Raw genomic sequence first — 26,612 nt, forward strand, 5'->3', positions numbered from 1 at the left:
AGTTCGCGAGAGCTGGCGCTAGCTGGGGGATCTCATGTCGGTGTATTCTTAGTCATACTTCTTTTGTGTTGGGGGTGGGTGAGTTACACCCCGGCCCGCCCCCCCCCCCCCACCCCTGGGGATGACCGGCGCCCTATCCGACGTCGGTCAGGTTGCCGTCACCACCGGGCCACGGCGCGTCGCCGGACGATCCGGCGTTGTCGGAGCGGAGGCTGTCGTACCTGTCCTGGACAGCGGCCAGTTCCTCGACCGCGACCAGCAGCCCACTCGTCTTCCTCAGCGGGTCGTTCGTGGTGTCGTCCATGTGGTGCTCCTCTCTTCTCGGCTCCGCCCAGCTCCAGGCGGAGGTCTGAGCTGAAGCGCGCCCTGAGCCTCGGGCAGCCGAGCAGCTGGGGAGATCAAGCTCCGATCGATCGAAATCTCGGATCGGCAGCCGACTCGGTGATTGGTGTGAGAACAATGGAAGTTGACTGCGTGCCGGTCCGGTAGCCAATCGCCCTTAACCTCGGCGAGTTAACCGTCTCCGACCTGCGGCGCCGCAGTCAGGACGCATCGGTTGGCACGATCACGGGATGAGGCCGAGAGATGTCAGCTCAGTTGCGGCAGGCTCGCAAGGAGCGGGGTTGGTCACAGGAGCGGCTTGTCCACGAGATGGAGCGGCATGCCCGCAGGCATCTCCTCGACATCGCCTCGACAGCGAGCCTGCGCGTCTACGTCTCGGAGTGGGAGAACGGCCGTCGACCGATTGGTCCCCTGTACGCCGCGGTGCTGCGCGGGTTGCTCGGGCTCACCGACCGGGAGCTTCTCGACGGCCGTGCGTCAGATGGCCGAGCGCTGACCGTTGCCGGGTACGACGAACTGGTCAGCCGCATCGATGCGGCCCACAGCCTCAGCCTTGGCATGGTGGACACCTTCATGGCTCAGACCGAGCTCCTGCGTACAGTGGACCGCCAGATGGGCGCTGCTGCGCTGGTCGACCAGATGCAGGCACACCTGACGGCCCTGGAAGAATCGCTGACCTTCGCCGTATTGCCCGCCACCAGGGAACCCATCGCCCGAGCACTCGCCGGGACAGCCACCCTGGCGGCGTGGCAGGCGCTCGACGTCGGTGCCAGTGAACGAGCCTGGCGTCACTACGAACTGGGCAAGAGGGCCGCAGCCGAAGCGAAGGAGCCGATGTACCTCGCGCACGCCATGGCCGAACAGGCATACGTGCTGTCGGCCGCCGGGAAGAACGATCTCGCCGTACAGCTCATCCAGGAAGCACACCGCTCCGTCGGCACCGAGGCCTCCCCTCGGCTGGCCGCATGGCTGCACGCGGCCGAAGCCGAACTCCTGGCTCAGGCCGGCCAGACGGAAGCCTGTCGGCGGTCCTTGGACTCGGCAGCGGCCACTCTCCCCGCTGGAACTTCGGACCGCGACCCCGACATGTTGAGCATCTTCCTCAACGACAGCCACCTGGCCCGGTGGCGAGGCAACGTCCTCGCCCGTCTTGGGGACGACGCCGCGATGAGTGACCTGTACGACGCCCTCGCCACCATGGACGCCACCTTCACCAGGGCGACCGCCGGCCTGCACTGCGATCTCGCCCAGGCCCACTTCGCCCGAGAAGAACTGGACGAGGCCGCACACCACTTACGGCAGGCACGCCTGCTGGCCAATCGCACCGGATCGGCCCGCCAACGCGCCCGAGCCAATCAACTGGTCGAGAAGCTCGGAGCATCGTGATGGGATGGGGGCCTCCCCGGGCATCACTGTTTGCGGGAGGCCAGGATGTGCAGGAGCGCCACCAGAGTGCCCGAACCCGTGAGCTTCCCCTCCGCCATGAGCACAGGCACCTCGGACATCGGCACCCACGCGACGCGACCGGCCTCCTCGCCGGCCTCCGGCTCGCCCGCGAGGGTCGCCCCATGGCCGACGAACACCTCGTGCGGCGAGTCCACCATGCCGACCATCGGCTGAAAGGTGACCACGTGGTCGAGGTGCTCAGGCCGCCAGCCGGTCTCCTCCTCGACTTCGCGCAGGGCAGCCCGCAAGCCATCCTCTCCGGGATCGACGATGCCACCGGGCAGCTCCCAGCCCCAGGACTGCGGCACGAAGCGGTACCGCCACAGCATCAACACGCGGTCGCCGTCATCATCCAGCACCGCGGCTATGGCCACGCGCTTCAAGCGCACCACGTGATGCTCGAAGCGCGCCACACCAGGAGGTTCAACGTCCACGAGGGCCAGCTGCACCCATGGGTTGTCATAGACCAAGCGGTCGCCGTGGACCTTCCACGGCTCGAGCTCATCGGCCTGAGCGCTCATCAGCAATCACATCCCAGGAAGGCAGCAGGTGGGGTGGGGATAGTTGACCACACTCGCCGAACGGAGGCCGTGTGTTCGAGCCCTCATTCATCCAGGGATGCTGTTGGCGAGTGCGACTGATCTCATCCGGCCACTGCACGCCTTGTTCGCAGCGCTCCGACTGCATCCGGTCGAGGCCCCGAGCACAGGCTCGGGTGAGCCTTCGGCATCAGCTCCTCGGCACGGTGATCTACCTGGCCACATCGACATCTGGCTCGCCGAGACACCCCGGGCTCGAAATCAGAACCCACACCTGGCAGTAGTTCGCCCCGCTGGATGAGTTCAGCGGGGCGAAACAGTCCACAGTCGCCAACAGCATCCGCGAACGAGCGTGAGGGGCCGCTGGGGTTAGGAGTGGTGGTCGAACTCGCCGGCCTTGAGGCCGTCGAGGAGGGCGGTGAAGGCTGCGAGGTTGGTGCGGAGGATGGTTTCGCCTTCGTCGGACTCGCGGAGCTCGACCAGCCCGTCAGCGGCGCGGACCTCCACGCATTCGTTGGTCGCGCCGCTGTAGCTGGACTTCTGCCACTTCGACTCAGGCATAGCTGTCTTCCACTTCTTTCTTCACTGATTGGATGAGGTCCCGCGATCGTTCATCGGAGAGCGCAAGGGCGTCCATGCGCTCGAAGATGGCCCGATGCTTGGCCAGGTCGGCCGGAGCGTCGAAGAACATGACGCCGTGGGCGAGGTCCGTCTGGACGGTGTCCAGCTCGGGGACTGGCCCGGTAGCGAATGTGAGGTTCTCGGAGGCGCCTGGGAAGGTCGCGACGGCGAAGGGCACTACTCGGATCGAGATTCCGGGTCGCACCGAATCGTCGATCAGCGCGTCCAGCTGGTCCAGGAGCACCTTGGGACCTCCGAACTGCATGCGCAGCGCGGCCTCGTGGATGAACGCTTGGAGTGGTGTCCTGCCTGAGCGAACGATCTGCTGACGCTGCACTCGGAAGGCCGTTCGGACGTCGATATCCGGGCGCGGCAGCGGTGGATAGACCCTTGTGAAGACCGCAGAAGCGTAGGCGCCGGTCTGTAGCAAACCGGGGATGTAGGCAGTGGTGCAGGTTGAGAGCGTCGTTGCGTAGTTCTCGATCTCTGCGACTTCGAGGAAGTCAGCTGTCAGGACTTCGCGGTACTCCTCCCACCAGCCTTTTCCTCGCTCAGTGACTATTCCGGCGAGCGCATCGATCAGAGGGCGATTGGCACATGCGCAGGCGGCGGCGATGGTGTGCAAGCGGTCGACACTGATGCCGATCCGTCCCGATTCCATCTGCGTGACCTGGGCTGGACTCATGCCGACAGTCCGGCCGAGCTCAGAGCTACCGAATCCAGCCTGTTCGCGCATCCTCCTCAGCTCGGTGCCAAGCCTGCGTTGGCGGAGTGTCGGATTGGAGCGTGGAGGCATGGGTTCCTTCCGTAGGTGCGGTCCGGCCCAGTGTGCCGCGCTCGTCGCAGGGTGGTCCACCAGTTACCACGTTAGGGGTAACTTCCAGAAAGGGTGGAAATTTGGATACTCATGTGAGCTATGGTCGATCTCACATCGATCCGACGGATCGTCAGTAACGCATATCCGTCGCACCGCAGAGCAGCCGTGCCCATCTGCACGGCCTGGTTCACGGCGACGTATCCGCCGGTTCTCCACCCCGCACACGCCCGGGAGTTCTCCCATGCGTCACCTCAACACGCCCTCCCTCGCCCTCTCCCGCCAGTCCCTCCGCAACGCGATGGTCCGCGCGGGCTGGCACCCCTCCGCCACCTTCGAGGCCGAACTCGCCCTCGGTGAGCTCCTCGCGAACGCCTGGCTGCACGGTGGCACCCCCGCGCCGGTCACCGAGATCCTCTTCCTCCACAACACCCTCCGGGTCTCCGTCGCCGACGAGAGCCCGCAGCTTCCCGTCCCGCAGCCCCTCGACCTCCTCGCCGAGTCCGGCCGGGGCCTCCAGCTGGTCGCCGGTCTCACCCACCGGTGGGGCGTCGACCCGCAGGAACGCGGCAAGGTCATCTGGTTCGAGTGCGACCTGGGCGCCGCCTGATGTCCCTCCCCCGCCGCCCGTTGCTGCCGACCGATCCCCGGGTCCGGGCCTGCACCGACGAGCACATCCGTACGCTCCTCGCCGAACTCCTCCAGCGCGGACGTAAGTTCGGCCTGCTCTTCCCCTCCGTCGACACCGACCGGACCCTCGACGGGCGCGTCCTGGTCTGCTTCAACACGGCGCCCGCGTCGACGCTGCTGAACCTCCTGTCCCTCCTCCTCGAAGCCGAACGACAGTGGGGCGCCCCGTGCGATTCCTGATCGCCGCGGCCTTCGCCGCCCTCCTCGCACTCGCGCTCGCGACCGTCGCCCTGGGGGTCGTCACCGCTCTCCGCGCGACCCCGCCCGAGCCGGACGAGGGCGACTGACGGGCCGGCGGGACGGCAGCGGTCCTCACCCGCGGCGCCGGATCCGGCGTTCCACGTTCCCGCGGATCGTCCGCGACGCCGTCCCGGCCGCCGCCGCGAGGAACACGAAGTTGTACCCGATCTGCAGGACCACCACGAGCCGCGCCGTCTGCCCCGCCGGGGTGATGTCGCCGTACCCCACCGTCGCCATCGTCACGACCGTGAAGTACAGCGCGTCCAGCCGCGTCTCCAGCCCCGCGAACTCGGCCTTGTGCGCGCCCAGCGCGTAGTACGTCGCCGAGAAGATGACCATCGCCAGGAAGATGAGGAAGGCCAGCCAGGCCACCGGCTGCTTCGCCGTCCCCTTGAGCACCCCGACGATCTTCGCCAGCATCAGCCAGCTCAACCCGCCCAGTGCCGCCACGAAGACCGTCCAGCTCAGGAGCGGCCGCCGGTCGCCGAACCACTCCAACGGCAGCGTGAAGTACCCGACCATCAGCAGCGTGAACGCGCCCAGCAGCCACGCCACGGCCCGGAGGTCGGCCGACGGGAGAGGAGGGATCTCGGACATCCCGCCCAGCCTGGTCCACCCGGACCCGCCCCGCCCGCCCGGCTACTCCGGCCGGGGCGAGGCGGCCCGGGAAAGCGTCGAGCCCCCGGTGGAAATCCACCGGGGGGCTCGACCAGAACCTCGTACGACGACTCAGGCGGTCGTCTCGGGGCGCTTCGCCTCGGCACTCTTCGTCACGTTGGTCGGCGTGACGGCCGGGCGGTCGGCGGCCTGCTGGGGGGCGGCCGTGCTCTGCGCGGTGCCGGCGTCCGCCTGCTCGCCGCCGTCCTCGCGCATCGCCTTGGTCTCCGCCTTCAGGATGCGCATCGACTTGCCGAGGCCACGGGCCATCTCCGGCAGCTTCTTCGATCCGAACAGCAGGACTACGACCGCCAGCACCACCAAGATGTGCCAGGGCTCAAGACCGTTCCGCAGCATCCCTGGCCACCGGTCCCTTCTTGTCTAGAGTCACGGAGGGCGCTAGGCCCTGCTGGCCAGTATGCCTGGCCCCCAGGCCGAACGGATACACCGGACGGGAAACGCTGGCCGAAAACCAGGTGCCGCCCGAACGGATCACCGATGGCGGCGCCGCCGGGCCATCAGTAGACGAATGGCACCAGCCGCTTGGAAACCCGCTGGTAGTCGGCGTACGCCGGGCCGAACGCGCCGAGCAGCAGCCGCTCCTCGGCGGCGATCCGCCAGCCGTACGCGCCGAGCAGCAGAACGGTGACCAGCAGTGCCGCCGCCCAGCTGCCGGTGCCGAGCGCGTAGCCGCACCAGACCAGCAGGCTGCCCGCGTAACCCGGGTGGCGGATCAGCCGGTACGGGCCGCTGCGGACCACCTGCTGGGTGTCCACCGTCCGCAGGGTGCGGGTGTAGTAGCGGCCCAGGGTGCGCATGCCCCAGCCGCGCAGGGCCAGCCCGGCGACGACCAGCGCGACCCCGGCCCAGCGCGGCCCGGCGGGCAGCATGCCGACGCCGGCGCGTTCGAACAGCACCACCACCAGGACGGACGCGACGTAGCAGGTGAGCAGCAGCCGGGTCGAACCGCGGTCGCGGTCGTCGGCGCGCCAGCTGCCGGCCGCGCTGTCCTCGCGGCGGCGCAGCAGCAGCTCGTAGCCGACCCAGCAGAGGACGCCGAGCAGGGAGAGGAGGGACGGCAGGGACATGGGGAGCTCCTGACGGTCGCGGACTACCCCTCCACGGTCCCCCGGCCGCGCCGCCGGGACACGCACCCGGGGGTGGATGCCGCCGGGTCCACCCCGGGGTGGACGGTCTCCGCGATCGCTGCGGTCACCGCGGTCACCGGGGCCGCCGGGGCCGCCGCGCCAGGAGGTAGCCGCGCCGGGTGTCGGCCTCCTCGGGCAGGCCGTCCCGCTCCAGCCGGGCCTCGACGCCGAACCCGGCCTCGGCGAGGCGGGCGGCGACGGTGTCGGTCCGCAGGAAGTGGAAGTCCACGTCGACGTCGTGGCCCCACCACTCCGCCAGGTGCCGCACCTCCTCGCCCAGGTGGAAGGAGACCAGCAGCAGCCCGCCGGGCCGCAGCACCCGCAGCATCTCGGCGAAGGCGGGCAGCAGCTCGTCCGGCTCCAGGTGGATCACCGAGTACAGGGCCACGGCCGCCGCGAACTCGCCGTCGGCGGCGGGCAGCGCCAGCAGGTCCCCGGTGCGGAACTCGGCCCGCGGGTGCTCGCGCGCGGCCAGCTCGACCATCCGCGGCGACAGGTCGATCCCGACCACCCGCGCGCCCTGCCCGGTCAGCCACCCCGCCACGTGCCCAGGCCCGCACCCCAGGTCCGCCACCACCCCGCCGGCCGCCTCCTCCACGACGGCCCCCAGCAGCGCCCGGTCCACCACCTTGTGCGCCAACTCGCCCCCGATCCGCCCCAGGTACTCCTCCGCCACCACGTCGTAACTTCCGCGCACCCGCCCGTGTCCAGTCCCCATGCCCCTCACCCTGACACGGCCCTGCCCCTTCTCACCCCCCAGCACGAGAAACCGGACCACCCACACCCTCCGCCCCGCCCCCGCGAACCCGCCAACCCCTCCCCACCGCAGGCGACGCACGGGAAGTCGGCAGGGCCGACGTTTCGCGCGTGCCCAGTCGCCAAGCCCCCGCAGCACCGCCCTCGCCAGTCCTCCCTGCGCCGGAAGTCGGCCGGTTCGACTTCTCGTGCGCGCTTCCGACCGCCGTGCTCCGACTCCTTGCTGCACCTCTGCCCTTGCCGGTTCTCCCTGCACGGGAAGTCGGTGGGGCCGACTTCTTGTGTCGGCGCCGACGGGGTCGCCGGGGGTGCGGCAGTGCTCGTTGGCTGTGCGATGAATCAGCGGGGTCGGGGTTCGGCTCGTCCCGGGGGATTCCTGGAGGCAGGTGGTGCACGGGAGGTCGACGGGGTCGACTTCTTGTGTCAGCGCAGACGGCCGCCGGGGGGTGCGGCAGTGCTCGTTGGTTGTGTGGCGAGTCGGCTGGGTCGGGGAATCCCGGCGCCGGGCGGTGCGCAGGAAGTCGGCCGGTTCGACTTCTCGTGCGCGTGCTGGGGCTCGGGGGAGGACGGCGGAGAGCCCCCGTCCGGGTGGGCGGGGGCTCTCGATGACTCGCGTGGACGGTGGCCGTGCGGTGGGTCAGGCTGCGACGGGCTGCTCCGGGGCCGGGGCCGGGGCGGGGGTGGCGGCGGGCAGGTGGCGCAGGAGGCGGTGGGCCAGGACGGCGGCGCCGAGGGCGAAGACCAGGCCGACGACGGCGGCGACGTGCAGGCCGTCCGTGAAGGCGCCGCGGGCGGTCTCCAGCAGGTCCGGGCCGAGCCGGCCGGGCAGGTGGGCCGCGACGGAGACCGCGCCGCCGAGGGTGTCCTGCGCGGTGGCGGCGGCGGTGCCGTCGACGCCCGCCGGGAGGGCGCCGTCCAGCTGGTGGCGGTAGACCGCGGCGCCCGCCGCGCCCAGCAGGGCGATACCGAGCGAGCTGCCGAGTTCGACGGCGGTCTCGGAGGTGGCGGAGGCGGCTCCGGCCTGCTCGACCGGGGCGGCGGAGACGACCATCTCGGCGGTCATCGTCATGGTGCCGACGGTGCCCGCGGCCAGCACGCCCGCCGCGGTGAGGATGAGTGCCAGCGGGGAGTGCGGGCCGACCTGGGTCATCGTCGCGAAGCCGCCGGCGCCGACCACGAAGCCGCCGCCCATCAGGGCCGCCGGGCGGACCTTGCCGGCCAGGGCCGAGCCGATCCCGATCGCCGCGCCGACGCCGACGCTCGGCACCAGCGACCAGAGCGAGGCGGTGAACGGGCTCATGCCCTTGACCAGCTGGAGGTACTGGGAGGTGAAGAGGGCGAAGCCCATCATCGCGAACATGGCCAGGGTGTTGACGCTGATCGCGCCGCTGAACGTGCGGATCCGGAACAGGCTCAGGTCGATCAGCGGGTTCGCGGCGGTGCGCTGGCGCTGCACGAAGGCGACGGCGATCAGCAGCCCGGCCGCGGCGGCGAGGGCGGGGAGCGGGCTCCAGCCGTCCACGGCGAGGGTCTTGACGCCGTAGACCAGGGGCAGGATCGCGGCGAGCGAGAGCACGGCGCCGGCCACGTCGAAGCGGCCGGTGCGGGCGGTGGTGCGGTACTCGGGCAGCAGGACGGGCGCGGTCAGCAGCACCAGGACCATCACCGGGACGGCGACCAGGAAGGCCGAGCCCCACCAGTAGTGGTCGAGCAGCAGCCCGCCGGCGACCGGGCCGAGGGTGGCCCCGGCGGTGAGGGCGCCGCCCCAGGCGCCGAGGGCGACCTGCCGCTGCTTGGGGTCGTGGAACATGTTGCGGATCAGCGCCAGGGTCGAGGGCATCACGGTGGCCCCGGCGACGCCGAGCAGGGCGCGGGCGGCGATCAGCTGTTCGGCGCTGCCGGACCGGGCGGCCAGCAGCGAGGCGACGGTGAAGCCCGCAGCACCGATCATCAGCAGCCGGCGGCGGCCGATCCGGTCGCCCAGCGCGCCCATCGTGATGAGCAGTCCGGCCAGCAGGAACGAGTACATGTCCATGATCCACAGCTGCTGGGTGCCGCTGGGGGCCAGCTCGGTGGAGATGTACGGGACGGCGAAGAACAGCACGCCCATGTCCATGGAGAGGACCAGGGTCGGGAGCAGGAGGACGGCCAGGCCGGTCCATTCGCGACGGCCTGCGCGGCCGGTGGTTGCGGTCATGGGGAAGACGGTACGGACGTTTCAGACGCTTGTCTAGTACAGATGTGTAACTCGAACGTCCAAGACGTTCGTGCAAGACATCCGTGCAGATGTTCCGTAGGATCGGGGCATGGGAAACCGCGAAGACCTGATGGCCGGCGCCAAGCACTGCCTGTACGAGAAGGGCTACGGACGCACCACGGCCCGCGACATCGCGAGCGCCTCGGGTGTCAGCCTGGCCGCGATCGGCTACCACTTCGGCTCGAAGGACGCGCTGCTCAACGCCGCGATGATCGAGGCGATCGGCGAGATGGGTGAGGCCCTGGGGGTGGTGGTGTACGGCGCCAACCAGGTGTCCGACGACCCGGAGACGCGCTTCGCCGCCGCCTGGAACGGCCTGCGGGACGTCTTCGCCGAGCACCGGGGGCTCTGGGCCGCGCAGTTCGAGGCGCTCGCCCAGGCCGGGCACAACCCGGAGCTGGCGAAGGCCTTCGAGGACGCGCAGAAGGACGGGCGGCTCGGGCTCGCCGCGGTGTTCCAGGGGCTGCCCGAGGTGCCGGACAACGAGGAGGAGCTCGCCCGCGGCACCTTCTACCAGATCCTGCTGGCCGGCTACGTCGCCCAGTGGCTCGCCGCGCCCGACCTGGCGCCGACCGGCCAGGAGTTCCTGCGCGGGCTCCGGCTGGTCAGCGGCACCGTGCTGGGGGCGGGCGCCACGCCCTGACGCGCGTTACGCCCTGACGCTCGCCGGGCCCTGGCACCCGCCAGGCCCTGGCACCCGCCAGGCCCCGACACCCGCTACCCCCCGACGCCCGCTACGCGGTGACGGCGGTCAGCAGCACCACCGAGTCGACGTGGGCCACCAGCCCGTGCCGCTCCTGCGGCACGGGCTCCAACTCGCCCGCGGCCAGCTCCACCCGCCGCCCGGCGATGGTCAACGAGACCCGGCCGCGCAGCACCTGGACGCTCCCCGCGGTGGGCGGGGTGTGCTCGTCCAGCGAGGTGCCCGCGGTCAGGGCGATCACGGTCTGCCGCAGCACCCCGTCGTGCAGCACCAGATGGGCGCTGCGCCCGTGCGGACCCTCGGCCGCCCGGGCGGCGTGCTCCACGGCGAGCCGTTCGAGATCGGGCATCGCGCCGCCTCCTCCTCTGCCGGGTGCCCAGGCCGTGTGCCCAGGCTGGCGGACGCACCGCCGGGGCGCACCCGGGAGGGGTCCGGAGCGGGCCGCCCGAGGTGCAGGCCCCGCCGACTGCCCGCATCGTGGAGGCATGGCGACCAACCAGAGGATCTTGAACGGACTCCAGGTCAACCGCTCGCTGCTGGCCGGCGGGGTGGTGCTGACCGGCATCGGCTCGGTGCTCGGCGCGGCCGGGGCGGCACTGGTGTGCGCGGCGCTGTTCACCGCGGGCCGCGACTGGGTGCGCAGCATGGAGACGCCGCCGGGCACGCTCGCCCAACGGGCCCTGCACGAGGCGAAGGTGGCTTCCTCGGCCGGCTGGGAGGCCTGGCGCGCGGAGCACGGCTCGCCCAACTGAGCACGGACGGGCGAACGTACGGCACGGCGGGCCGCCATGGGGGTGCGGCCCGCCGCGGTTCCGGGGGGCTGGGGCGCCGCTACAGCCCGAGCGACTTGGCGATGATGCTGCGCATGACCTCGCTGGTGCCGCCGTAGATCCGGAAGACCCGGTTGTCGGTGTAGAGCCGGGCGATCGGGTACTCCAGGATGTAGCCGTAACCGCCGTGCAGCTGGAGGCACTTGTCGATCACGGTGGAGGCCGACTCGGTGCAGAAAAGCTTCACGGCGGCCGCGTCCGCGACGCTCAACTCGCCGTTCTGGTAGAGCTCCAGGGCCTGGTCCACCATCGACTGCTGCGCCAGCACCTGGGCCTGGCAGTCGGCCAGGGTGAACTTGGTGTTCTGGAACTCGGCCACCGCCTTGCCGAACACCTTGCGGTCCTTGACGTACTGCACCGCGAACCGCACCGCCGCCGCGGCCGCCGCGTACGCGCCGACCGCGATCGCCAGCCGCTCCTGCACCAGGTTGTGGGTCAGGTACGAGAAGGCCCTGCCCTCCTCGCCGAGCAGGTCCTCCACCGGCACCTTGACGTCGACGAACGCCAACTCGGCGGTGTCCGAGGTGCGCAGGCCGATCTTCTGCAGCTTGCGCCCGACCGAGTAGCCCGGCGAGGTGGTGTCCACGCACAGGATGGAGAGCCCCGCCCGGCGGTCCTCCGGGTCGTACGCGGCGGTGCGGGCGACCACCAGGACCAGGTCGGCCAGCACGCCGCCGGTGATGAAGGTCTTGGCGCCGTTCAGGACGTAGTGGGTGCCGTCCTCGGAGAGCCGGGCGGTGGTGGTGATGCCCGCGAGGTCGGAGCCGGCGCCCGGTTCGGTCATCGCGATCGCGGTCATGATGTCGCCGGAGACGAAGCCGGGCAGCCAGCGCCGCTTCTGCTCCTCGTTCGCGTACTCCAGCAGGTACGGCAGCACCAGTCCGGTGTGCACGCCGGAGGAGCCGAAGCTCACCCCCGCGCGGGCGGTCTCCTCGGCGATCACCGCCTGGTACTTGAAGCCGCTCTCGCCCGCGCCGCCGTACTCCTCCGGCACCTCGATGCCGTAGACGCCGAGTTCGCCGAGCTGGCGGTAGAAGTCGCGGGGCGGGTGGCCGTCGGCCTCCCAGCTCTCGTAGACCGGGACGACCTCGTTGGCGATGAAGTCCCGGATGGTCTCCCGGAAGGCCTCGTGGTCCTCGTTGAACACGGTGCGGCGCACGGCGGCGCTCCCTTCGACGGTGCCGGCCGGAGGGCCGGCGGAGGCGGAACGTACCAGGTGGTGGCCCGACAAGTTAATCCCGGGTAGCCTCGACTGTCCAGCGTCGGCGGGCCCGGGGCGGGCCCGGGAACGCTGGTCGACGCGGCTGCCAAGTGAATCCTTGCTAGCCTTCGGGCGGAGCTCGGGACGGATGCGGGGAGGTGCGCGATGGTGGTCCGGAGGCCGCCCGGCCGACGCGCCCAGATCCTCGCCGTGGCCGCCGACCGCTTCCACCGCAGCGGCTACCACCAGGTCTCGATGTCCGAGGTCGCGGCCGGGGTGGGCATCACCGCGCCCGCCCTCTACCGGCACTTCCGCGGCAAGCCCGAACTGCTGGACCGCGCCGTCCGGTTGGGCCTGGACGCGCTCGCCGACGGCCTGCGCGCGGCCGGCAGCACCACCGAACTCGGCGCCGCGCTGGCCGCGGTGGCGGTCGGCCACCGCCCGCTCGGCACCCTGGTGCAGCGCGACGCCCGACTGCTGCCGCCGGCCCGCCGGGCCGGACTGCGCCGCGAACTCCGCGCGGACGTCGCCCTGATGGCCGCCGTACTGCGCGCCGAGCGGCCGGAACTCTCCGCCCCGGATGCCGAGTTGCTCTGCTGGTCGGCGCTCTCCGGCTGCGCCGGGCTGTCCTACCAGTCGGCCGCCCCGCAGCCCCGCCGGGCCGAGGCGCTGCTGCGCGAACTGGTCGCGGCCGTCCTCGCGGTCCCCCTGGACGGCACCGCCGAGAGCGCCGACGACACCGCCCCCGCGTCGCAGCGGACCCAGGGGCGGACCCAGGAGCGGACCCAGGCGCAGCCACCGGAGCAGCCGAGGCCGCAGGCCCGCCGCGAGGAACTGCTCGCCGCCGCCGTCCGGCTGTTCCACCAGCGCGGCTTCGACAACGTCAGCACCGATCAACTCGGCGCCGCCGTCGGCATCTCCGGCCCGAGCGTGTACCGGCACTTCGACAGCAAGGCCCAGCTGCTCGCCGCCTCCCTGGTGCGCAGCCGGGAGCGGCTCTGGCACGAGGTGGACGGCGCGATCTCGACGGCCGCCGGGCCGGCGGAGGCGCTGGCGGCCGGGCTGGGCGCGTACGTCGACTTCGCGCTGCGCAACGGCGACTACCTGGGGGCGATGTTGAGCGAGACCGAGCGGCTGGCCCCGCCGGACCGCCGGGCCGCGGTGGACTTCCGGCGGGACTTCCTGCGCACCTGGGTGGGGCTGCTCCGGCAGGTGCGCCCGGAGTACGACGCGGTGACCGCCCGGATCCGGGTGCACGCGCTGTTCTCGCTGGTCAACGACGGGGTGCGGAACCGCCCGTACAGTGCCCGGCCCGACCTCGGCGACTGCCTGCGGCGGATCGGCCGGGCGGTGCTCGGAGTCGAGACTTCGTAGGAGCACCCAGGCGCACCCAGGAGCACCCGGGAGCACCTGAGACGGAGCGGGGGGGGGGGGGGGGGGGGCGCGGCGCGGGGGGGGGGGGCCCCCCCCCCGGCCCCCCGGGGCCCCCCCCCCGGCCCCGTGCGGTGCGACCGGACGCGGACCCGGTCGGGCCCGGCTAGTAGAGGACGTGCGGGTAGTAGACCCGGGCGTCGAAGTTGCCGTTGCCCTGGAGGGCTCCGACGTTCCCGCTGTTGCCCGCCACGGCGAGGCCGTTGTTCTGGTTGCTCGCCCCCGAGCCGGTGGCGGTCTGCTGGGTGTTGACCACGTTGCCGTTCACGGTGCCGATGACGTTGCCGGAGCCGACGTTGCTCACGACGCTGCTGTTGGAGTGGTCGATCGCGCCGGCGCCGTTGTCGGCGTGGGCGGTGGCGGCCCCGACGCCGACGAGGAGGAAGGCCCCGAGGGCGGTGACGGCGGCGGCTGCGCGAATACGGGACACGCTGGTCTCCCTGAGCTGGAAGTGCGAATGTGGCGCGATCCGGAGTGGCCGCTCCGTAGCGCCGTTGCCTGACGTCGCACGTTCAGCATTCACCAGTGACGTGGACGAACTCCACCAAACGGGTGGCATTTCCCTCGATGGTGGGGGAGCGGTCAATTCCGAGTTGACCAGAATCCGTCATTCCGCCTGATGTATAGAAAGAAATGGTCGACGGATTGTCGCACTGGCACACTGAGGACCCATGTCTGAAGGTGCCCCGACCGAGCCCACCCCGACCGAGCCCACCCCCGCCGAGCCCACTCCGGCCGACGGCGTGCGCACCACCGAGGTCGACCTCGGTGGCCTGGTGAACGTCCTCGCCACCCACCTCTACTCCACGCCCCTGGTCGCCCTGCGCGAACTGGTCCAGAACGCCCACGACTCGCACACCCGCCGGCTCCTGGAGGACCCGGACGGCGAGCACCGGCCGCGGATCCGGGTACGCGCCGACGCCGCGCGGCGGACCGTCGCCATCGAGGACACCGGGGCCGGCCTCACCGAACCGGAGATCCACGCCTACCTCGCCACCGTCGGCACCGGCTACACCCGGATGCTGCGCGAACTGACCGGGAACCAGGAGCTGATCGGCGCCTTCGGCCTGGGCTTCCTCTCCGCCTTCTCGGTCGCCGACGAGGTGACCGTCACCACCACCTCGCACCGCGAACCGCGGCTCGGCCACCGCTACCGCAGCCGCGGCGGCGAGCAGTACCAGGTCGACCCGGCCCCCGCCCGCCCGGAGCCCGGCACCGTCGTCGAACTGGCGCTCAAGGCCGAGCACGCCCACCTCGCCGACGAGCACGCCCTGCGCGAAGTCCTCGGCCGCTACTGCGTCCTGCTGCCCGTACCGGTCTACGTCGGCGACGACGAACGGCCCGTCAACGCCGTCCAGGTGCCCTGGCGCCAGCGGGTCGACGGCGACCAGCACGCCGCCCGGATGCGCTTCGCCACCGCCTTCGGCCGCCGCTTCGAGCCGCTCACCGCCTTCCCCGTGCTGCCCGTCCAGGGCGACGGCGCCGGCGACGGCCCGTCGGACGGCGCCACCGACGGCCCGGCCGGCAGCGCCACCGACGGCCCGTCAGGCGGCGCCACCGACGCGGTCGGCCTGCTCTGGGTCCAGGACGGCGGTTCCTACGGCAGCAGCGACAACCGCGACCTCGCCGTCTACCTGCGCGGCATGCTGCTCGCCGAGGACGCCCGCGACCTGCTGCCCGGCTGGGCCGGTTTCATCGGCGGCGTGATCGAGTCCAGCCGGCTCACCCCCACCGCCAGCCGCGAGGACCTCCAGCGCGACGAGCACTACCGCGCGCTGCAACGGGCCCTCGCCGACGCCGTCGTGGACGGCCTGTACGAGACGGCCCGGCTGCGGCCCGCCGTCTGGCGCCGGATCCTCACCCGGCACGGCCAGGAGCTGCTCGGCGCCGCGCTCTGCGACGACCGGCTGTTCACCCTGCTCGCCGACGACGTCCCGGTGCCCACCTCGCAGGGCGACCTCACCGCGGGCGGCCTGCGGGCGGCCGGCGGGGGCGCGGTGCACGTCGCGCTCGGCAGCGGCGGCGGCTTCGAGGAGATGCTGTACCGGGCGATGCGCGTCCCGATCGCCCGCGGCGACCGCTACGCCGTACTGCCGTTCCTGCGCCGCTACGCCCAGTTGCGCGGCTGCCGGCTGGTCGAGCTGGGCAGCGAACAGGGCAACCGGGAACTGTTCCGCGACCCGGAGCGGCCGCTGCCGCCCGAGGACGCGGCCTGGCTCGCCGGCGCCCTCGCCGACCAGGGGGAGCAGCTCGTCCCGGCCCGCTTCGACCCGCCCGGCCTGCCGCTGGTCCTGGTGCCCGACCGGGAGGCCGAGTTGAAGGCCCGGATCGAGGACGACCAGGCCGACGCCCGGATCCCGTCCGCCGCGCTGCGGCTGGCCCGGGCGTTCACCGCCCGCACCGACGGCGCGGTCAAGGCCCGGCTCTACCTCAACCTGGACTGCCCGGCCGTGCGGGACCTGCTCGCCGCCTACCGCACCGGCCACACCGGCAGCGCCACCGCGGCCGGGCTGCTCCGCTCGCTCAAGGTGATCATGGCGGCGGCCTCCACCGGCCCCGCCGAGGGGGACCTCGGCGCCGCGCTGGCCGGCATCGGCACCGCCGTCTCCGCCCTCACCGCCGCCGTCCCGCCCGGCCTGCCGGACGTCCCGGACAGCCCCGGCGCGCTCCGGGGCGAGGCGTGACGGCCGACTCCCCGGCCGACGCCCAGCCCTCCGCCCAGCCGGACGCCCCGGCGGGCAGACCCGCGGGCAGACCCGCGGGCAGACCGGCCGCCGCCCCGCCGGGCGCCCCGACAGCGGCCCACGCCAGACCACACACCAGCACCACGCAGGGGGAACAGCCATGACCACCGACATCTGGGCCTGGGTGCGCGACACCCACCAGCAGCTGCGCGAGGCCGGCCACGCACGGCTCGCCGACGCCATGTACGAGCTGCCCGAACACGCCACCGAGGGCCGCAACGAGCAGCTCGACGCGGTCTTCCCGGAGGCGGTCGCCTCCGCCCGGGCCCTCGGCCTGCCCTGGGTCGAGGTCTACCTGCGGCACTGGCGGATGCAGAACCTGCTGAACAAGCGCCAGCAGGGCGAGTCGGTGATGCCCGAGGCGGTCGACCTGCTGGAGTTCGCCCACCGGGAGGAGACGGCCGGCTGCCCGCAGTCCGTCTGCGTGGTGCAGGACTTCGCGATCTGCCACGCCCGGGTCGACGGCCCCGGGTACGTGGCCGAGCGCCTGGAGGTGGTCGGCGAGACACTGGAGCGGATCGAGCCCGGCCGGGCCTGCTTCGACTGCCTCTCCCGCGAGTACTCCGACGCCCTGGAGGACGACGGCCGGGCCGCCGACGCGCTCGCCCACCTGGACACCGCCTCCGCCCGGATGCAGGCGGCCGGCCAGCAGGTCTCGCTGCGCTTCCACCGAGCCCGGGCCGGCACCCTGCACCTGCTGGGCCGGCACGAGGAGGTGCTCACCCTGCTGGACACCACCGACCGGACCGCCAGGGCCAGGGGCGAGGAGCTCGACGAGAGCGACCGGCGCTGGGGCGACCTGCTGCGGGCCCGCGCGCTCGCCTCGCTCGGGCGCACGCCGGAGGCGCTCGCCCTGCTGCCCGCCCGGGCCGAGGCCGAGCGGCACGCCGACCTGCGCGAGACCTGGACCCGGACGGTCGAGCTGCTGGTCGCGGCCGGGGCCTGGGAGAACGACGCCGAGCTGGGCGCCGTGCTGGCCGGCTGGGTCGGCTACCTGGACACCACCGGCTCGCACCGCCCCTGCGTGGACCTGCTGCTGGCGGCGGGCCGGCTGGCCCTCGCCCGCGGCGCCCGCACGGTGGCGCTGACGCTCGCGGCCACCGGGGAGCGCAAGCTGGCCCGGCTGCGCCGCACCGAGGGCGTGGCCGGGGAGGTCGCGGCCCTGCGCGCGGCCGCCGAGGCGCTGCCGGTGCCCGAGCTGCCCGTCCCGCCCGGCGAGCTGGCGGCGTACCTGGCCGAGGCGGAGGTGCCGGTCGAACTCGGTGCCGACCTGCTCGCCGTCGCCCTGGAGCGGTACCGGGGCGAGCCCGCCGGCGCCACCGGGCTGGCCGTGCCGCTGGCCACCGTGCTCGGCGGGCTGGGCCACGCCCGGGCCGCCGCCGACCTGCTGTGGCAGCGGCTGGACGTCGACCCGGGTAGTGAGCACCTGGTCGGCACGCTCGGCCAGCTGCTGATCGAGGCCGGGGACGCCGAGGGGATCCGCCGGCTCGCCGACCGGCTGGCCGCGACCGCCCCGGCCGACGCGCACTGGATCCGCGCCCGCTGGGCCGCCGCCGAGGGCCGCTGGGCCGAGGTGCTGGAGCAGTGCGGGGCGATCCTGGCGCTGGAGGCGAACCGGATCAACACCCGCCGGCTGGCCGCGGCCGCCGCCACCGAGCTGGGCGACCACGCCACCGCCCAGCGCCTCTACCAGGAACTGCTGGAGCACGCCCTGTCCGCCGAGGAGGCGGGGGAGGAGCAGCTCCACCGGACGGTCCAGGAGCCCGACCTCTGGCACCTGGTCACCGCCGCCACCGCCAACCGGGACTGGGCCGTGGTCCGCTCCACCGGTGCCCGGATCGGCATCGAGTTCGACGAGCCCGAGGGCCCGGTGGACGAGGAGTGGCAGCTGGTCACCGTCCGCGCCACCCGCACCAACGGTTCGACGGCCGACCTGCCCGCCGTCCGCACCGGCCCGGCGACCGCCCGGATCCTGCCGGTGCTCGGCGACGACCTCACCCTCAACCACGGCGACGTGGTGGTCTTCGCCCCGGCCCTGCTGGAGGCCCCGCCGGCCGAGGACGCCCCGGAACCGGAGCGGGCGAACTGGCGCCCGGTCTTCGCCCTGCTGACCCTGCTCGACCCGGCGGGCTTCACCACGTACTGGATCGACGGCGCCTGGCCCGGCGACGAGGCCTGGTCCGGCTTCCGGGACGACCTGCGGGCGGCCGGCTACGCGGTCTGGGCGTACAGCGGGGAGCAGTACCGGATCACCGACCCGACGGAGGACGACGGCTCGCTGCCCGGCGTGTACGCCGCGCTCGGCGTCCCGCCGACCGCCTCGGCGCAGGCGGCCGACGCGCTGCTGCACGAGCTCACCGCCGGCTGGGCCCACCCGCTGGCCTGGCTCGACCTGGCCGACGCGGCCGGGGCGGACCTCGGCCGGCACGCCGGGATCGTCGAGCGCTACGACCTCTGAGCCGGCCCGCCCCCAGGCCCCGCCCCTGGTCGGTTCCCCGGCCCGTTCCCCGGCTCGTGCCCCGGCCGGTCCGCACCTCCGGGCCGGCCGGGGAACCATCACCGTCCCCGGCGAGTCTTTGTCATTGCTTTACCATGACATTGCCAAGACTCGACCTCCAGGAGAGCCAGCACCGTGACCAGCATCGCCCTCGGCCCGTCCTGGCTCGATCCGACCACCCTGATCTCCACCTTCGGCCTGGTCGGCATCCTGGCCATCGTCTTCGCCGAGTCCGGCCTGCTGATCGGCTTCTTCCTCCCGGGCGACTCGCTGCTGTTCACCACCGGCCTGCTGGTGGCCGGCGGCACCTACCTGCACCAGCCGCTCTGGCTGGTCTGCACGCTGATCGTGCTGGCCGCGATCGCCGGGGACCAGGTCGGCTACCTGTTCGGCCGGAAGGTCGGGCCGGGCCTGTTCCGCCGCCCCGACTCCAGGGTCTTCAAGCAGGAGAACGTCGAGAAGGCCGCCGCCTTCTTCGAGCGGCACGGCCCCAAGGCGATCGTGCTGGCCCGCTTCGTGCCGATCGTGCGCACCTTCACCCCGATCGTCGCCGGGGTGAGCAGGATGAACTACCGCAGCTTCGTGCTGTTCAACGTGGTCGGCGGGGTGCTGTGGGGCGCCGGGGTCACCGTGCTCGGCTACTTCCTGGGCCAGATCCCCTTCGTCCGGGACAACATCGAGGCCATCCTGGTCGGCATCGTGCTGGTCTCCGTGGTCCCGGTGGCGGTCGAACTGCTCCGGGCCCGCCGTTCCGGAGCGCGCGACACCGCGGGCCGCCGCGCCGGGTAGGCGTCCGGGGGTGCCGCCGCCGGACGTCGCGTACATGTGCGTCCGGCTGTTCGATCAGGCAAGGTGTATCCGGAGATCGAACGGTGGCCGACGGCCACCAGGGGTGGCGAGGAGCGGAAGTGCCTAAGCGGGGCCGACCGGGTGCGGGCAAGCGGGCGAGGGGAGGCCGGGCGGTCCGCCAGGTGCGGCAGACACCGCCGCAGCCGGTGCACCCCGCCGAGGCGCCGCCCACCGAAGGCCTGCTCGGCTACCCGGCCCCGGTCGTCGAGCCCACCACCGTGGTGCCGCTGCTCCCGCCGGTAACGGAGACCAAGGGCCTGCTGGCCCCCGAGCCCGCGCCGGAGTCCGGGGCCGGTGTCGGTGTCGGGGCCGGGGCCGGGACGCCGCCGGAGCCGCTGGAGCCGCACCCCGAGCTGGCCATCGACCTGCGCCCCCGGGACAGGGACGCCGAGGAGCCCCCGGCCGGGCGCCCGGCCCCCGAGCGCCCCGCGGCCGCCCGCCCCCCGCGCCGCCGCTCGGTCGCCGAGGACACCCTCACCCCCGAGGAGTGGCGCGCCGCCGGCTACACCCCGCCCACCGGCATCCCGATCCCCGAGCTGACCGCCGGCGCCCCCGGCGAAGCGCCCTGGCCGGACCGGATGCGCACCCTGCTGCGCACCCCGATGTCCGAGCGCCCCGCCTTCGAGCGCACCGCCCGCGAGATGCACCCCTCGGCGGCCGCCGCCCGCAATGTCCCCCGCATCCTCGACCTGACGCTGCGCATCGGCGAGCTGCTGCTGGCCAGCGGCGAGGCCGCCGAGGACGTCGAGGCGGCCATGCTCGGCATCGCGCACGCCTACCGGCTGGACCACTGCGAGCCGCAGGTCACCTTCACCCTGATCGGCATCTCGCACCAGCCCTCGCTGGTCGAGCCGCCGGTCACGGCCGACCGCGTGGTGCGCCGCCGCACCTCCGACTACACCCGGCTGAACGCGGTCTACCAGCTGGTGGCGGACATCACCGCGGAGCAGGTGACGGTCAACGACGCCTACCGCCGGCTCGCCGCGATCCGCCGCAACCGGCACCCGTACCCGGCCTGGTTCCTCGCCCTGACCACCGGTCTGCTGGCCGGCGCGGCGACCTTCCTGGTCGGCGGCCGGCTCGACGACAAGGCCTGGCTGGTCTTCGGCAGCGCCTTCGTCGCGGCCGTCCTCGGCGACCGGCTGGCCTCGGCGCTGGCCAAGCGCCGGCTGCCGGAGTTCTACCAGTTCGTGGCGGCCGCGATGCCGGCCGCCGCGTCCGGGATCATCCTGTCCTTCAACGACTGGGGCCTGCGCGGCTCGGTGGTGATCACCGGCGGCCTGTTCGCCCTGCTGCCCGGGCGCGCCCTGGTCGCGGCCGTCCAGGACGGCCTGACCGGCTTCTACATCACCGCCGCGGCCCGGCTGCTGGAAGTGATCTACCTGGTGGCGGGCATCGTGATCGGCGTGATCATGATCCTCTACCTGGGCGTCGGCTTCGAGGCGAAGCTCAAGCCGGACGAGAGCCTGGTGGGCATCAGCTACCCGCCGGTCCAGATGGTCGCCGCGATGGTGCTGACCCTGGCCTTCGCCACCCTGCTGCAGACCGACCGCCGCACCCTCGCCCTGGTCACCCTCAACAGCGGCATCGGCTGGGCCAGCTACGGCGCGCTGGTGTACAACGCGCACGTCAACCCGATCGCGGCCACCGGGGTGGCGGCCGGCCTGGTCGGCCTGTTCGGCCAGCTGATGGCCCGGGCCCGGAACGGCTCGGCGCTGCCGTACGTTACCGCCGCGATCGGCCCGCTGATGCCCGGTTCGGCGCTCTACCTCGGGATGCTGGCCTTCGCCCAGGGGCACTCCAGCACCGGCCTGGTGTCGGTGTTCCGGGCGGCCGCGATCGCGATGGCGCTGGCCATCGGGGTGAACCTCGGCGGGGAGATCGCCCGGCTGTTCCTCAAACTGCCGGTGGGCGCCGAGCTGCCCTCGCTCTACCCGGTGGTGCCCCGCCGGGCGGCCAAGCGCACCCGGGGGTTCTGACCGCGCGTTGAGCCCGGTGACGGATTCCGAGCGGGGTCCGTGTTGGGCGGCTATTGGGCCCCGGGCCATGTCACGGCAGGCAGGACGCAGGACCAGGAACGAAGGTAAGACCCATGACGGCAATGCTGGACAGCTACCGCGAGCACATCGTCAACACGCACAAGCAACCGCTGTTCCTGCTGCTGGTCGGCTTCATCACCTCCTTCGTCTTCATCCGGTTCAGCGTGCGGATGATCCGCGCCAAGGTGCGCTGGTGGCCCGGCAACGTCACCCCCGGCGGCCTGCACATCCACCACATGGTGTTCGGCCTGGGCTTCCTGCTGGTCGGCGGCATCGGGGTGTTCGCCACCTACGGCGGCACCCCGTGGATCGACTGGTTCGGGCTGGCCTTCGGCATCGGCTGCGGCCTGGTGCTGGACGAGTTCGCGCTGATCCTGCACCTGGACGACGTGTACTGGAGCGAGCAGGGCCGCAAGTCGGTGGACGCGGTGATCTTCGGCATCCTGTTCACCGCCCTGCTGCTGATCGGGTACGTGCCGCTCGGCGTGGTGCCCGGCGAGGACACCCGGTGGGGCCTGATCACCGTCATCTCGGTGAACGCGCTGGCCTCGGTGATCACCCTGCTCAAGGGCAAGGTGTGGACCGGACTGCTCGGGATCATGGTCCCCGGCCTGTCCTGGATCGGCGCGATCCGGCTGGCCCGCCCGAGCAGCCCGTGGGCCCGCTGGCGGTACACCACGCGCCCCCGCCGCCGGGCGCGTGCGCTGCGGCGCGAACGCCTGCTGCACCGGCGCGCGGACCGGGCCCGCACCTGGCTCTTCGACCTGATCGCCGGCGCGCCCGACAAGGTGCCCGCCAACCACCCGGCCGCCCACCGGGTCGCCGAGCGGATGGCCGCCCGGGCCTCCGCCCACCTCGACGCCCACGCCGCCCGGGCGCTGTCCCGCCGCCGGGCCCGGCTGGCCGACCGCCGCTCGGCCGCGACCGCCGGGGCGGCGGCGAAGGCGCCCGCGGCGCACCCGCAACCGGCCGAGGGGCCCGCCGAGGGCGTGCCGGCCCGCTCGGCCGGGGCCCGGCAGCGCCGCCGTACGGTCCGCGCCGGGCGCAACCGGACGTACGCGGTCGGCCCGACCGGCCTGGAGCGCCGCCCCGGCCGACACCCCCACCTACGGACGAAGACCCGCCGGATCCACCGCTAGTTCGTATACCGTGTGCGCCTGGGCGACGGTGACACCTGGTCGGATCATCGGATGGTCACCCGGCCGGCGGAGCGCGTTCGAGGTGTGAAAACCCTCGGAGTTGAGAACATGATCGGCGAGTGACCGTTCTGTCACGTGATGGGATGATTCGTCGGATCCCCCGCCGCCCGACCGCAGCCCCGCAGGCCGTGCGCCGCCCGGCCACCGCCGTCATCCCCTCCGGACCGTGAGAAGGGATGTCTCGTGGCGCGCAGGATCCTGCCGACCCTCCTGTTGTCCCTCACCGCCCTGCTCGGGCTGCTCCCCGCCGCCCAGGCGGCCCCGGTACAGCCGGAACCGGCGCGGCCCGCCCCGGCGCAGGCCGAACCCGCGCAGGCCGAACCGCCGGCCGCAGCGACCCCGGCCGGCCAGGACCCGTACCCCTCCGCCGAGGAGATCGACCGCTCCCGCACCGAGGCCGACGGCAAGGCCGCCTCCGCCGCCGCGCTGGAGACCGCGCTCACCGCCGCCCGCACCGAACTCGACCGGGCCGCCCGCGGTGCCGAGCAGGCCGTCGAGGCCTACAACGGCGCCCAGCTGGCCCTCACCCGGGCCCGCACCGAGGAGACCGCCGCCAACCGGCGCGCGGCCGCCGCCGAGGCCGAACGCTCCGAAGCCGCCGACGACGCCGCCCGGCTCGCCGCCGAGACGTACCGGCAGGGCGCGGGCGCCGAACTCTCCGCCCTCAACGCCCTGCTCGGCGCCCACGGGCCGCGCGAGGCGAGCGCCCGCGCCGCCGTCGTCGGCGTGGTCAGCGAGCGCACCCGGCAGATCCTGGACGCCGCCACCTCCACCGCCGCCACCGCCCGCACCGCCTCGGCCGCCGCCCGCACCGCCACCGCGGCCGCCGAGAAGGCCGCGACCGAGGTCGGCGCGGCCAGGACCAGGGCCGAACAGCGGCTCGCCGCCCAGCAGGCCGAGGTCGCCGCGGCCGGCCGCCACCGGGAGCAACTGCTCACCGAACTCGCCGCCGCCCGCAACACCACCGTCGAGCTGGAGCGCAAGCGGAGCGAGGCCCTGGAGGCGATCGCCGCCCACGAGGCCGAGGCGGCCGCCCGGGCCGCCGCCGAACGGGCCGCAGAACAGGCCGCCCGGGAGGCCGAAGCCGCCGCGGCCGAGGCCGCCAGGGTCCAGGCGCCGCCCGACTCCCGCCCCTGGTCGGCCGAGGGCGCGGCCGCCGCGATCGCCTTCGCCCGCTCCAAGATCGGCCTGCCCTACATCTGGGGCGGCGAGGGGCCGGAGGGCTACGACTGCTCCGGGCTGACCATGATGGCCTGGCGCGAGGGCGGCAGGCAGCTCAACCACTTCGCCGCCGACCAGTACGCCCAGTCCACCCCGGTCACCTACCGCCAGCTGCGCCCCGGCGACCTGGTCTTCTGGACCGACACCGGCCGTTCCGCCGACATCCACCACGTCGGCCTCTACATCGGCGACGACCAGATGATCGAGGCCCCGAGGGTCGGCATGCCGGTCAAGCAGACCAGCCTCTGGATCATGGGCACCCCGGACTACTACGCCCGGCCCTGACCCCCGCCGTCCCGGGCGCCGGTGTCGGAGGCCTCCGTTAGCGTGGCCGCTCCGACCACTCCCGAGGAGGAACCGTGCGGCTGAGGAACGTGGCAGCGGGCGACGTCGAGGCGTACGTCCGGATGCGCTGCGACGAGGCGATGATGGCCGAGTTGGGCGGCCCGCTGCCCCGGGAGCAGGTGGAGGAGCGGCTGCGCAAGGACCTCCGGCTGGTGGCGGAGGACGGCGCCTGGATCAAGGCGATCGTGCCGGACGGCGCCGAAGACGGTGCGGCGGCCGGGGTGGTGACGCTCTGGCAGGAGGAGGACGGCGCGACCGTCTCCGAGATCGGCTGGATGGTGCTGCCCGCGTTCCAGGGCCGCGGCCTGGCCAAGGCGGCGGTCCGCCGGGTGCTGGACGCCGCGGCGGCGGACGGCCGCTGGGGCGAGGTGCACGCCAGCCCGGGGACGACCAACGGCCCGTCCAACGGGATCTGCCGCGCGCTCGGCTTCCGGCTGCTCGGCGAGCGGGACGTCGACTTCGGGGACCGCGTCCTGCGGACCAACCACTGGGTGGTGACGCCGGGCGAGCACCGCCGGGCGCCGGACGGCCTGGGGTCGGACACGGATTAATTGGGGTGCTCGGCCCCGGCCACCGCCCGTACGGTGGCCGGATGCACAACGACAGTGATCACACGGCCCCCGAGACGGTCAACGGGATCCAGGTCCGGGCCGTAGCCGTGGACGAAGTGGAGGAGTGGAACCGGGCGCTGAACTTCGGCTTCCTGCGCCCGCACGCGGGCGTCGCGCCGGAGCTGCGCCGCCGGCAGTGGCAGCCGGGCCGGATGGTGGCCGGCTTCGACGGGGACCGGCAGATCGCGACCTTCCGCAGCTTCGACGTCGACCTCACCGTGCCCGGCGGAGCCGTGGTCCGGGCCGACGCGATCACCAACGTCACGGTCAGCGCCACCCACCGCCGCCGGGGCCTGCTCAGCGCGATGATGCGCCGCGACCTCGCCGCGGCCGCCGGGCGCGGCTGCGCCGTCGCCGTCCTGATGGCCGCCGAGTACAACATCTACGGCCGGTTCGGCTTCGGCCCGGCCACCCGCGGCAGCGGCTGGGACATCGACCTGAGCCGCACCCGCGGACTGCGCGAGGGCCTGCCGGGCGTACCCGGCGGCCGGACCGACTTCGTGACCCTGGCCGAGCAGGCCGAGCTGGGCGCCGAGCTGTACGACCGCTGGCGGCTCACCCAGCCGGGCGCGATCGCCCGGGACGAGATCTGGTGGGAGCGCCACACCAACCGGATCCAGGTGCCGGGCGACACCTTCAAGGAGCCGTTCACCGCCGTCCACCGGGACGCCGACGGCACGGTCACCGGGATGGTCGTCTACCGGATCGAGAACAAGTGGGACGGCGCCCACCCCGACGCCACCCTCACGGTGGAGGACTTCATCGCCCTCGACCTGCCCACCGCCGTCGCACTGTGGTGCCTGGTGCTGAGCGTCGACTGGGTGCGCAAGGTCGTGGTGGCGGGCCTGGCCCCGGACGACCCGCTGCCGCTGCTGCTCCAGGACCCGCGCGCGGCCGTCCCGCGCAAGGACAACGCCGACGCGATGTGGCTGCGGCTGCTGGACGTCGAGGCCGCCTTCGGCGCCCGCGCGTACGGTGCGCCCGGCCGGGTGGTGCTGGAGGTCGAGGACGAGCTCGGCTACGCCTCCGGCCGCTTCGCGATCGAGGTCGCCGAGGACGGCACCGGCCGCTGCGTCCGGACCACCGACGAGGCCGACCTCGCCCTGGGAGCTTCGGAGTTGGGCTCGCTCCAGCTGGGCGCCGAGACGGCCCCGCGACTGGCCGCGGCCGGTCTGGTCACCGAGCTTCGCCCGGGGGCGGCCGCCGCCGCCGACCTGCTGCTGCGCACGCCGCTGCGGGCCTGGACGCCGACGGACTTCTGAGCGGCGCGAACGACGATGCCGGGAACGACAGTGCCGGGAACGACAGTGCCGGGAACGACGCCGGAGGCCGGCCCGCAGTGTGCGGGCCGGGCGCCCGGGGGCATCAAGACGTTCCCGGCGCCCCCTGATTTAGGGCGGGATTGCCAATCCTGGGGGTATTTAATTAGTGA

At 73.1% G+C, this 26,612-nt stretch carries 26 protein-coding genes; 14 read left to right on the top strand and 12 right to left on the bottom strand.

What is annotated here, in order from left to right; genetic code table 11:
• Positions 1-133: 133 nt before the first annotated feature.
• Complete coding sequence (locus tag ACFWXO_RS29385) at positions 134-304, bottom strand: hypothetical protein (RefSeq protein ID WP_380527301.1); 171 nt, start codon at positions 302-304, stop codon at positions 134-136.
• A 281-nt stretch (positions 305-585) separates the two neighbouring features.
• On the opposite strand from ACFWXO_RS29385, the gene ACFWXO_RS29390 reads away from it, so the two are divergent.
• Positions 586-1,728: an XRE family transcriptional regulator gene (locus ACFWXO_RS29390; RefSeq protein ID WP_380527302.1), complete on the top strand. Its 1,143-nt coding sequence runs from the start codon at positions 586-588 to the stop codon at positions 1,726-1,728.
• 23 nt (positions 1,729-1,751) lie between these two features.
• On the opposite strand, the gene ACFWXO_RS29395 is transcribed toward ACFWXO_RS29390, so the two are convergent.
• The 3 genes from ACFWXO_RS29395 to ACFWXO_RS29405 all read right to left on the bottom strand — a co-directional run bounded on the left by ACFWXO_RS29395 (position 1,752) and on the right by ACFWXO_RS29405 (position 3,744).
• Entirely contained in the window at positions 1,752-2,309 is a 558-nt protein-coding gene (locus tag ACFWXO_RS29395; protein ID WP_380527304.1) for an NUDIX hydrolase, read from the bottom strand.
• A gap of 387 nt (positions 2,310-2,696) precedes the next feature.
• The gene (locus tag ACFWXO_RS29400; protein WP_375887439.1) at positions 2,697-2,888 is read right to left on the bottom strand and encodes a DUF397 domain-containing protein; all 192 of its coding nucleotides are present in this window, start codon (positions 2,886-2,888) and stop codon (positions 2,697-2,699) included.
• Complete coding sequence (locus ACFWXO_RS29405) at positions 2,881-3,744, bottom strand: helix-turn-helix domain-containing protein (RefSeq protein WP_375887436.1); 864 nt, start codon at positions 3,742-3,744, stop codon at positions 2,881-2,883. Before ACFWXO_RS29405 ends, ACFWXO_RS29400 begins: the two co-directional genes overlap by 8 nt.
• A 262-nt stretch (positions 3,745-4,006) precedes the next feature.
• Between ACFWXO_RS29405 and ACFWXO_RS29410 the strand changes: the two genes are divergently transcribed.
• On the top strand, positions 4,007-4,372 hold the full coding sequence (locus ACFWXO_RS29410; RefSeq protein ID WP_380527307.1) for an ATP-binding protein: 366 nt from the start codon (positions 4,007-4,009) through the stop codon (positions 4,370-4,372).
• Positions 4,372-4,632: a hypothetical protein gene (locus ACFWXO_RS29415; RefSeq protein WP_375887431.1), complete on the top strand. Its 261-nt coding sequence runs from the start codon at positions 4,372-4,374 to the stop codon at positions 4,630-4,632. The genes ACFWXO_RS29410 and ACFWXO_RS29415 overlap by 1 nt, the downstream gene beginning before the upstream one ends.
• Positions 4,633-4,764: 132 nt before the next feature.
• Here ACFWXO_RS29415 and ACFWXO_RS29420 read toward each other — a convergent pair whose 3' ends face one another.
• The 5 genes from ACFWXO_RS29420 to ACFWXO_RS29440 form a co-directional block, all read right to left on the bottom strand.
• The gene (locus tag ACFWXO_RS29420) at positions 4,765-5,289 is read right to left on the bottom strand and encodes an ion channel (RefSeq protein ID WP_380527309.1); all 525 of its coding nucleotides are present in this window, start codon (positions 5,287-5,289) and stop codon (positions 4,765-4,767) included.
• A gap of 132 nt (positions 5,290-5,421) precedes the next feature.
• Complete coding sequence (tatA, locus tag ACFWXO_RS29425) at positions 5,422-5,706, bottom strand: Sec-independent protein translocase subunit TatA (RefSeq protein WP_360226432.1); 285 nt, start codon at positions 5,704-5,706, stop codon at positions 5,422-5,424.
• A 161-nt stretch (positions 5,707-5,867) separates the two neighbouring features.
• Positions 5,868-6,437, bottom strand: a complete 570-nt coding sequence (locus ACFWXO_RS29430; protein WP_380527312.1) for a methyltransferase family protein — start codon at positions 6,435-6,437, stop codon at positions 5,868-5,870.
• Between the two features lie 133 nt (positions 6,438-6,570).
• Positions 6,571-7,215 (bottom strand): class I SAM-dependent methyltransferase, encoded by a 645-nt coding sequence (locus ACFWXO_RS29435; protein ID WP_380527314.1) that lies wholly within the window; start codon positions 7,213-7,215, stop codon positions 6,571-6,573.
• A 675-nt stretch (positions 7,216-7,890) separates the two neighbouring features.
• On the bottom strand, positions 7,891-9,450 hold the full coding sequence (locus ACFWXO_RS29440) for an MFS transporter (RefSeq protein ID WP_380527316.1): 1,560 nt from the start codon (positions 9,448-9,450) through the stop codon (positions 7,891-7,893).
• Positions 9,451-9,559: 109 nt separating this feature from the next.
• Here ACFWXO_RS29440 and ACFWXO_RS29445 point away from each other — a divergent pair, with 109 nt between their 5' ends.
• Entirely contained in the window at positions 9,560-10,153 is a 594-nt protein-coding gene (locus ACFWXO_RS29445; protein ID WP_375887418.1) for a TetR/AcrR family transcriptional regulator, read from the top strand.
• 91 nt (positions 10,154-10,244) lie between these two features.
• Here the strand turns inward: ACFWXO_RS29445 and ACFWXO_RS29450 are convergent, their stop codons facing one another.
• Positions 10,245-10,562, bottom strand: a complete 318-nt coding sequence (locus ACFWXO_RS29450) for a cupin (protein ID WP_375887415.1) — start codon at positions 10,560-10,562, stop codon at positions 10,245-10,247.
• 136 nt (positions 10,563-10,698) lie between these two features.
• Here ACFWXO_RS29450 and ACFWXO_RS29455 point away from each other — a divergent pair, with 136 nt between their 5' ends.
• Positions 10,699-10,965 carry a hypothetical protein gene (locus ACFWXO_RS29455; protein WP_375887413.1) on the top strand — a complete coding sequence of 89 codons (267 nt, stop codon included), beginning with the start codon at positions 10,699-10,701 and terminating at the stop codon, positions 10,963-10,965.
• Positions 10,966-11,044: 79 nt separating this feature from the next.
• Here ACFWXO_RS29455 and ACFWXO_RS29460 read toward each other — a convergent pair whose 3' ends face one another.
• Complete coding sequence (locus tag ACFWXO_RS29460; protein ID WP_380527320.1) at positions 11,045-12,202, bottom strand: acyl-CoA dehydrogenase family protein; 1,158 nt, start codon at positions 12,200-12,202, stop codon at positions 11,045-11,047.
• 207 nt (positions 12,203-12,409) lie between these two features.
• Between ACFWXO_RS29460 and ACFWXO_RS29465 the strand changes: the two genes are divergently transcribed.
• On the top strand, positions 12,410-13,618 hold the full coding sequence (locus ACFWXO_RS29465) for a TetR/AcrR family transcriptional regulator (RefSeq protein WP_380527323.1): 1,209 nt from the start codon (positions 12,410-12,412) through the stop codon (positions 13,616-13,618).
• A gap of 163 nt (positions 13,619-13,781) precedes the next feature.
• On the opposite strand, the gene ACFWXO_RS29470 is transcribed toward ACFWXO_RS29465, so the two are convergent.
• Positions 13,782-14,105: a hypothetical protein gene (locus ACFWXO_RS29470; protein ID WP_375887404.1), complete on the bottom strand. Its 324-nt coding sequence runs from the start codon at positions 14,103-14,105 to the stop codon at positions 13,782-13,784.
• 241 nt (positions 14,106-14,346) lie between these two features.
• Between ACFWXO_RS29470 and ACFWXO_RS29475 the strand changes: the two genes are divergently transcribed.
• The 8 genes from ACFWXO_RS29475 to ACFWXO_RS29510 all read left to right on the top strand — a co-directional run bounded on the left by ACFWXO_RS29475 (position 14,347) and on the right by ACFWXO_RS29510 (position 26,442).
• On the top strand, positions 14,347-16,359 hold the full coding sequence (locus tag ACFWXO_RS29475) for an ATP-binding protein (RefSeq protein WP_380527326.1): 2,013 nt from the start codon (positions 14,347-14,349) through the stop codon (positions 16,357-16,359).
• A 160-nt stretch (positions 16,360-16,519) separates the two neighbouring features.
• Positions 16,520-18,877, top strand: coding sequence for a hypothetical protein (locus ACFWXO_RS29480; RefSeq protein ID WP_380527328.1), 2,358 nt, complete (start codon positions 16,520-16,522; stop codon positions 18,875-18,877).
• A gap of 174 nt (positions 18,878-19,051) precedes the next feature.
• Positions 19,052-19,705, top strand: a complete 654-nt coding sequence (locus ACFWXO_RS29485) for a DedA family protein (protein WP_380407277.1) — start codon at positions 19,052-19,054, stop codon at positions 19,703-19,705.
• Between the two features lie 317 nt (positions 19,706-20,022).
• On the top strand, positions 20,023-21,744 hold the full coding sequence (locus ACFWXO_RS29490; RefSeq protein ID WP_380527356.1) for a threonine/serine exporter ThrE family protein: 1,722 nt from the start codon (positions 20,023-20,025) through the stop codon (positions 21,742-21,744).
• A 113-nt stretch (positions 21,745-21,857) separates the two neighbouring features.
• Positions 21,858-22,943, top strand: coding sequence for a hypothetical protein (locus ACFWXO_RS29495; protein WP_375887392.1), 1,086 nt, complete (start codon positions 21,858-21,860; stop codon positions 22,941-22,943).
• 243 nt (positions 22,944-23,186) lie between these two features.
• Positions 23,187-24,509 carry a C40 family peptidase gene (locus ACFWXO_RS29500; RefSeq protein WP_380527331.1) on the top strand — a complete coding sequence of 441 codons (1,323 nt, stop codon included), beginning with the start codon at positions 23,187-23,189 and terminating at the stop codon, positions 24,507-24,509.
• A gap of 74 nt (positions 24,510-24,583) precedes the next feature.
• Positions 24,584-25,120 (top strand): GNAT family N-acetyltransferase, encoded by a 537-nt coding sequence (locus tag ACFWXO_RS29505; protein ID WP_380527334.1) that lies wholly within the window; start codon positions 24,584-24,586, stop codon positions 25,118-25,120.
• 41 nt (positions 25,121-25,161) lie between these two features.
• On the top strand, positions 25,162-26,442 hold the full coding sequence (locus ACFWXO_RS29510; RefSeq protein WP_380527336.1) for a GNAT family N-acetyltransferase: 1,281 nt from the start codon (positions 25,162-25,164) through the stop codon (positions 26,440-26,442).
• Positions 26,443-26,612 lie beyond the last annotated feature (170 nt).

The organism is Kitasatospora sp. NPDC059088, from assembly GCF_042738155.1.
Lineage (GTDB): Bacteria > Actinomycetota > Actinomycetes > Streptomycetales > Streptomycetaceae > Kitasatospora.

Coding starts and splice junctions, on each gene's coding strand:
- ACFWXO_RS29435 (WP_380527314.1), bottom strand. CDS start 7,215: ATGGGGACTGGACACGGGCGGGTGCGCGGAAGTTACGACGTGGTGGCG.
- ACFWXO_RS29510 (WP_380527336.1), top strand. CDS start 25,162: ATGCACAACGACAGTGATCACACGGCCCCCGAGACGGTCAACGGGATC.
- ACFWXO_RS29420 (WP_380527309.1), bottom strand. CDS start 5,289: ATGTCCGAGATCCCTCCTCTCCCGTCGGCCGACCTCCGGGCCGTGGCG.
- ACFWXO_RS29430 (WP_380527312.1), bottom strand. CDS start 6,437: ATGTCCCTGCCGTCCCTCCTCTCCCTGCTCGGCGTCCTCTGCTGGGTC.
- ACFWXO_RS29480 (WP_380527328.1), top strand. CDS start 16,520: ATGACCACCGACATCTGGGCCTGGGTGCGCGACACCCACCAGCAGCTG.
- ACFWXO_RS29400 (WP_375887439.1), bottom strand. CDS start 2,888: ATGCCTGAGTCGAAGTGGCAGAAGTCCAGCTACAGCGGCGCGACCAAC.
- tatA (WP_360226432.1), bottom strand. CDS start 5,706: ATGCTGCGGAACGGTCTTGAGCCCTGGCACATCTTGGTGGTGCTGGCG.
- ACFWXO_RS29405 (WP_375887436.1), bottom strand. CDS start 3,744: ATGCCTCCACGCTCCAATCCGACACTCCGCCAACGCAGGCTTGGCACC.
- ACFWXO_RS29445 (WP_375887418.1), top strand. CDS start 9,560: ATGGGAAACCGCGAAGACCTGATGGCCGGCGCCAAGCACTGCCTGTAC.
- ACFWXO_RS29410 (WP_380527307.1), top strand. CDS start 4,007: ATGCGTCACCTCAACACGCCCTCCCTCGCCCTCTCCCGCCAGTCCCTC.
- ACFWXO_RS29395 (WP_380527304.1), bottom strand. CDS start 2,309: ATGAGCGCTCAGGCCGATGAGCTCGAGCCGTGGAAGGTCCACGGCGAC.
- ACFWXO_RS29465 (WP_380527323.1), top strand. CDS start 12,410: ATGGTGGTCCGGAGGCCGCCCGGCCGACGCGCCCAGATCCTCGCCGTG.
- ACFWXO_RS29385 (WP_380527301.1), bottom strand. CDS start 304: ATGGACGACACCACGAACGACCCGCTGAGGAAGACGAGTGGGCTGCTG.
- ACFWXO_RS29475 (WP_380527326.1), top strand. CDS start 14,347: ATGTCTGAAGGTGCCCCGACCGAGCCCACCCCGACCGAGCCCACCCCC.
- ACFWXO_RS29455 (WP_375887413.1), top strand. CDS start 10,699: ATGGCGACCAACCAGAGGATCTTGAACGGACTCCAGGTCAACCGCTCG.
- ACFWXO_RS29440 (WP_380527316.1), bottom strand. CDS start 9,450: ATGACCGCAACCACCGGCCGCGCAGGCCGTCGCGAATGGACCGGCCTG.
- ACFWXO_RS29390 (WP_380527302.1), top strand. CDS start 586: ATGTCAGCTCAGTTGCGGCAGGCTCGCAAGGAGCGGGGTTGGTCACAG.
- ACFWXO_RS29495 (WP_375887392.1), top strand. CDS start 21,858: ATGACGGCAATGCTGGACAGCTACCGCGAGCACATCGTCAACACGCAC.
- ACFWXO_RS29450 (WP_375887415.1), bottom strand. CDS start 10,562: ATGCCCGATCTCGAACGGCTCGCCGTGGAGCACGCCGCCCGGGCGGCC.
- ACFWXO_RS29415 (WP_375887431.1), top strand. CDS start 4,372: ATGTCCCTCCCCCGCCGCCCGTTGCTGCCGACCGATCCCCGGGTCCGG.